This window comes from Desulfobacter sp. (assembly GCF_050177295.1).
This window is the reverse complement of record NZ_JBFXHE010000277.1, coordinates 1-5,986: the sequence shown is the minus strand read 5'-3', so window position 1 is coordinate 5,986 and position 5,986 is coordinate 1. Positions and strand designations below refer to the sequence as shown.

The window sequence follows — 5,986 nt, the reverse complement described above, 5'->3', positions numbered from 1 at the left end:
CTGTCAGGCAGGGATTTCGGCGGAAGCCTGGACCATGTGACCGTATATAACCTGAAGCAGCCGTTTAACCCGTCCGAGCCCTCCGTCAAATGGGATGGGGAGTGGCATATTACCCTGGAGGTGTTCCGGGACCTGGGCCTGGCGTTTTGCGTGGTCATGGTGCTTATATATATGCTCATGGTGGGCTGGTTTAAAAGCTATGCCACGCCGCTGGTGGTGATGGCGGCCATTCCGTTTTCTTTGATCGGCATCCTGCCCGCGCACTGGGCCCTGGGGGCGTTTTTTACCGCCACCTCAATGATTGGGTTTATGGCAGATGCAGGGATTGTGGTGAGAAACTCCATTATTCTGGTGGATTTTATCGAACTGCGCCGAAGCCATGGCCTGCCCCTGGCAGAGGCTGTGGTGGAAGCGGGTGCCATCCGGTTCCGGCCCATGCTGCTGACGGCCCTGGCGGTTGTTGTGGGCGCTTCGGTGATCCTGGCAGACCCGATTTTCCAGGGCCTGGCCATTTCACTGATGTTTGGTGAGATTGCCTCCCTGCTGATTTTCAGAATGGCGGTGCCGGTTCTGTATTACATGGCCCAGAAGAAAACCCCGGGTAACGCGGATATCTCTTGACGTCTTCTTCTTCAGTTTTCAGAAGGATTTCTTCATTTTCATTGTTGTTTCGATTAAACCGGGGATACGATCTTTGCAAATGGAAAAGACTACTTCGGCGTTCAAGTCAAAGTAATGATGGCTTATAATATCACGCATTCCTTTGGCACCTTTCCAGTCTACTTCGGGAAATCTTACAAGAAATTTGCCGTCTGTTACCTTGTCAAGATTCTTCAGACTCTCACCGATGGCGATTAACATCATGCAAATCGCATCAAGCTTATCAATTCCTGCATCGGAAATAAGAAAATCATCGGGCTCAAAGATATCTCTGGATCGTCTCTCAATACGGTGTGCGGCCGTTAGAATTTGGCTGAGTATTTCATCTACAAGTTCCGTATCAAACATAAACAGCCTCTGAATCAATACGCTTTTTTAAAAACGCATTCATTTTGTCACGATAATGGACAATATCAACTTTTGTCTGGTAATCGTCCTCAAGTTCTTCTTTAATATGAACCATGTAAAAAAGATCAGGTTTGACCATCTTCACCACAACATCCACATCACTTCCAGGTCCGTTCTTTCCCTTTGCAAAAGAACCAAAAACACCTATGGCACTGATCCCGAATTTTTTTTCAAATATTGATTTTCGTTCCTTGAGTACGTTGAGTACTTCATCAAGGCTCAGATTTCTTTTCCTCATATTTGCCCCCTTGATACCCATCAATTAGATGGGGTCTTCCGGTTTGTGCAATTGGTCATTATCCAGGACAAAAAAATTAAAACCGCCGCACTAATAATTTGTATTGTACCATTTTTTTAAATATCCACAACTACTGTGGTTTGTTCCTCATTTTTTTTAAAAACAAAGCAATTATCTGGCACATAAATTGTATATTCTATTTTTAATTAAGCCTGTTTTGTTTGAAGCCGGCTTAAACAGCGCTTGACCATCACCCTATAACAAGGAGAGAATCATGACTGAAAAGAAAACAAAAAACCACAGAATCAAAGGCATCTGCCCGCAGTGCGGATGCAGCCATTTATCAACAATGACCGAAGAAGAGATCAAAGAGAAATATCCTGATCTTGAAAATGCCACAATGGAATGTTCAGAGTGTCTGGCTTCCATGGAATTAGGCTTTGAAGAAATTGATTAATAAGGGCTTTGACTCTATATGAATGCAGCCTGATACAAATCTGTCCCGGCATTGCCGGGCTGGTCCGAATTCGTCTGGACCGGGAAAGAAGCCGTTATACGGCAGCCTTTTTCCGGTTCAGATGCCACGGAAAAATCGCCCTGTTCCGTGGCGCACCGGACCTGCATAGCGGTCAGGCCCCGGCCTTTTTTGACCTTGGATAACTCAAATCCCTTGCCGTCATCCTTGATGGTCAGGCAGACAATATTGCCATCGCCGTTGATCCGGATGGAAATCCGATCCGGTTTCCCGTGGCTCAGGGCATTATTGGCAGCTTCCTGGACAATTCTGAAAACCGGTATATGGAGTCTTTTGGGAATACCGTGATCATTGGCCGGCACATCAAGCCGGATGTCCGTATTCTTGCCGATTTCGTCACAAAACCATTCCAGGGTGGTGGCAAGGCCGAACTCTTCCAGCATGACCGGCTGCATTTTTTTCAGTATTTGTTTGATTTCTGATTGTATCTGATCCAGGTAAAAGGAAATTTTTCCAATGATATGATTGTCGGTATTTTCATTTTTAAGTACAGCCAGATGAAGCTGGATACCGGTCACAATCTGGCTGATCTCTTCATTGAGCTGGCGTCCCACCCATGCCTGTTCCCTGTCCGTGATATCAAATACAGTCTTCCGGGTTTGGGTCAGGCTTTCCAGCCGGTCCAGCATGGCATTGAACGATATCAAAAGCGCATCCATTTCATGGCCGTTGTCTTTTACCGCCACCCGGTGGGCCAGGTTGCCCTGCCTGACAACGGCAGTGGAATGCAGGAGCTTGCGCACCGGTGTCATGATGCCGGACCAGAGCGTCAGGGTCCAGAAAACCAGCAAAATGCACCAGGAGGCAATGCTGGCGATTAAAAAAGTACTCTGTTTTCCCCGGACGTTCCGGACATGGGCGTAGCTTTCAACCCAAAGCTCCTGGGTGAGGGAGGACATTGAATGAAGATACATGGTCAGGTTCTGGACCCGGAACTGTATTGCCCGGTTAAAGCTGTCCCGGCTGCCCAGGGAGAATACATCTTCAAAGGTCTGCATATACCCCTTTAGAATCAGGTTCAACTGCACCATTTCAACACGCATCTTATCCACCACAGTGTCGCCCTGGGGAAATCTTGAGGCAAGGGTTGCCAGCGCATCCATTTTCCACTGCCACTGCAGGCGGGTACGCGGGATACCGGCCCGGTTGACATCGGCAGCCAACCGGTTCAGCTGAAACACCTCATTCACGATTAAGGTAATGGTTTTATTTGCAGACAGGGCGTTGTCTATTTCACCTTCCGTATAGACAAGACCGATTCCCGTGATGATGAGAACAAGAATGACACTTGCCGCCAAAGCGGTCAGATTTGTTTTTAATTTCATGATTTCTTTTCACCGAGGCACTCGAATTTTTGAAAACTATCGAAACGTTAAGATAAATCGGAGTGGATTGTCCCATGACCTTTACTCCTTTTTGAATTCAGAACTTAGATGATGATATTGATGGATTAAATTCAAAAAGGAGCAAAGTCAAGATAAAAATATAAATACCTGCATTTTTGGGGAATGCCCGATCCCGGCACGTCCCCGTAACATCCTGTTATAGCGACAACGGACGGATAATGGTCACCCTTTTGGGATCTATCTCTTCCAGAAGAGAATAGTCAACCATTTCAAGATAATTCCTCGGGGTTTTACGCTCGACAATATTGTTGTCCAGTGCCCATTGCTCAATACCTTCCAGGTCGGTAAAAATCGACTGGTCCAGGCTCAGGTAATAATTCATTTCATGCCGGACGGTCTGGGCCATGTCCTTGACATCATATTTCTTGACTTTTGCCAGGATTTCAATACTTTCATCCATATGGGTCTTGATGAATTCTTCACCTTTAAGAATGGCCCGCAACACCCCTTTGGCCTGTTCACGGTGCTGTGCCACCCATGCCCTATGCACCACCAACTGTTGGGCCTTCCTGTGAATGGCCGGGTTCTGAAAAATCACATAATCCTCCCCAAGGATCTTTTTGGTTTCCGCAATGGGTACGCCATGCAGCATTGTGGCATCGGCCAGTCCGCGTTCAATGATGCCTGGAATCTCTTTTTTGCCCGCAAACACCAGTTCAACATCATCTATGGTCAATCCGTTGAACAACAGAAACTTCTCAAGGTAAAAATGGGCAAAACTGCCCTGGGGCACAGCGATCTTCTTGCCTTTCAGGTCCGAAACCCTGTCGATGCCCGCACTTTTTCTGGCAAGTAGTTTCAACTGGTTGTCAGTATAGGAAAGTGTCCCGATAATCACATGGTGAGACGGGTCAAGATTCGACCGGGCAATAAAGAAGCTGTTGTTACACATTACATCGGCCTTTCCCTGCACATAGGCCTGGAATATCTGTTTATCCCCAGTCATGGATAATGTTGTTGTTTTGATCCCCTGTTCCTTGAAAAACCCTTTTTCCTGGGCAATCTCCACCGGTCCGGTCATTGCGCCCCAACCCGTTGCAATGGTTAAAGGAGGCCCCCCCGCCATGGCGGGTTGGAAATAAAACGAAACTACGGCAAAAAGAAATACGGAAATAAACGTTTTCATGATCCTTCCTCTCGTCTGAATTTAAATGATAATGGCCTCACCTAAATTCAAAAAACAGATAATGTCAAGAAAATATATGGTATCTACCCGTTTTTTTCGATAAATAGTAACGCCTTAGGGTGATTCAGATTTCAATCCGGGAGCCGGTGGCAAACACGTTGATGGGGCGCCCCATTTTACGGGACATGTAGGCCGGGGCCTCAGGTCCTGTGCAGTGGCCGGTATAATACGTTGTGCCGCCATAGGATGACAGTTCATTGGCCAGAATATCCAGGCGGCTGTCCGGTTCAGTGATCCGGGTTATGCGGTTATAGAGGTGGAATCCGCCGATCACATGGTCAATATGATCAAGGCCTGTACGGGTAAGGACCGTATCAATCATATTCCCCATGCCCGAGTGGGCGCATCCGGTGAACAGGACCGAGGTGCCGTTTTCCGCGATCAGCAGTGCCAGTTCGTGGGAAAATTCATCTTCAGTCAGTTGGCCGTTTTCCTGCTGTCTCAAAAGATCTGAATTGCCCTGGGGGATAAACCCCTTTTTTAAAAAGCCTGCGATAAGGGTTAACTCCCCGGACAAGGCCAGATCCGAACCAATAAACCGGCAGCGGCTTTTGTCAATGGCATCGGTGTCAAGGCCGATATATCGGGGATCATGACCCTGGTACCGGGCATAGAACCTGCCTTCAATGGCCCCCCGGGTCATGATGAGTTGAGCTTTGGAATTGATTTTTTGAAACTGCGGGATACCGCCGCCATGGTCATAGTGCCCGTGGGACAGCACTGCCATGTCCGTTTTTGCCAGGTCCACACCCAAATGTTTTGCATTGTCCGCAAATTTGTTGTCCGGTCCCATATCAAAAAGAATGGACCGGGTCCGGGTGCGGATAAAAAAACTTAAACCGTGGGCCGGTGCAAGTTGCGGGGCCGTGGTGTTGTTTTCAAGCAGGCAGGTGATCTCCATGGCATATTGCTCCTGTGTTTTTTCAAGTCCCTTAAAGGGCGATTTCCTCCAGAACCCGGTCCCTGATATGGGCACACACCTTGGTCAGGAACGCTTTGTGGGTGACTCCCATCTTGACCTTGCCGTCCAGGGTGCGCACGGACAATACCTTGTCTTCCTTTTCCTTGTCCCCAATGGTGATGATTAAAGGAATATAGTCCAGCTGGGCTTCCCTGATTTTCTTTTTAAGGGTCTCGCTTCTGTCATCCACGTCGCAGCGGATGTCATGGACCTCCAGCAGATTCCGGATCTCTTTGGCATAGGGGGCCAGTTCCTGGTTGATGGGCAGGACCACGGCCTGGACCGGTGCCAGCCACAGGGGGAAGCGCCCGGCAAAATGCTCCACAAGGATACCGAAGAACCGTTCCATGGAACCGTAGATTACCCGGTGGATCATGATGGGGCGGTGCTTTTCATTGTCCGCGCCCTTGTAGGCCAGGTCAAAACGTTCCGGCAGGGCCATGTCCAGCTGAATCGTGCCGCACTGCCAGGTTCTGCCCAAGGCGTCCTTGATATGGATGTCGATCTTGGGTCCGTAAAATGCACCATCCCCTTCATTGATCATGAATTCCCTGCCATAGGCGTCCATGGCGTTGCGAAGGCCGCTGGTGGC

8 protein-coding genes are annotated in these 5,986 nt (G+C 48.4%); 2 read left to right on the top strand and 6 right to left on the bottom strand.

The window, feature by feature from the left end:
- On the top strand, nt 1–621 hold a 621-nt coding region (locus tag AB7U36_RS16695; protein ID WP_428160831.1), incomplete at its 5' end, for an efflux RND transporter permease subunit.
- Between the two features lie 18 nt (nt 622–639).
- Here AB7U36_RS16695 and AB7U36_RS16690 read toward each other — a convergent pair.
- Nucleotides 640–1,008 carry a HepT-like ribonuclease domain-containing protein gene (locus tag AB7U36_RS16690; protein WP_428160830.1) on the bottom strand — a complete coding sequence of 123 codons (369 nt, stop codon included), beginning with the start codon at nt 1,006–1,008 and terminating at the stop codon, nt 640–642.
- Complete coding sequence (locus AB7U36_RS16685) at nt 1,001–1,306, bottom strand: nucleotidyltransferase family protein (protein WP_428160829.1); 306 nt, start codon at nt 1,304–1,306, stop codon at nt 1,001–1,003. Before AB7U36_RS16685 ends, AB7U36_RS16690 begins: the two co-directional genes overlap by 8 nt.
- 274 nt (nt 1,307–1,580) lie before the next feature.
- Between AB7U36_RS16685 and AB7U36_RS16680 the strand changes: the two genes are divergently transcribed.
- A complete protein-coding gene (locus AB7U36_RS16680) occupies nt 1,581–1,763 on the top strand; it encodes a hypothetical protein (protein WP_428160828.1) in 183 nt (60 codons plus the stop codon).
- A 14-nt stretch (nt 1,764–1,777) separates the two neighbouring features.
- On the opposite strand, the gene AB7U36_RS16675 is transcribed toward AB7U36_RS16680, so the two are convergent.
- The 4 genes from AB7U36_RS16675 to AB7U36_RS16660 all read right to left on the bottom strand — a co-directional run.
- Nucleotides 1,778–3,166, bottom strand: a complete 1,389-nt coding sequence (locus AB7U36_RS16675) for an ATP-binding protein (RefSeq protein WP_428160827.1) — start codon at nt 3,164–3,166, stop codon at nt 1,778–1,780.
- Nucleotides 3,167–3,383: 217 nt separating this feature from the next.
- Entirely contained in the window at nt 3,384–4,373 is a 990-nt protein-coding gene (locus AB7U36_RS16670; protein WP_428160826.1) for an ABC transporter substrate-binding protein, read from the bottom strand.
- A gap of 124 nt (nt 4,374–4,497) precedes the next feature.
- Nucleotides 4,498–5,334, bottom strand: a complete 837-nt coding sequence (locus tag AB7U36_RS16665) for an MBL fold metallo-hydrolase (protein WP_428160825.1) — start codon at nt 5,332–5,334, stop codon at nt 4,498–4,500.
- A gap of 31 nt (nt 5,335–5,365) precedes the next feature.
- A partial coding sequence (locus AB7U36_RS16660) for a His/Gly/Thr/Pro-type tRNA ligase C-terminal domain-containing protein (protein ID WP_428160824.1) occupies nt 5,366–5,986 on the bottom strand: 621 nt, incomplete at its 5' end.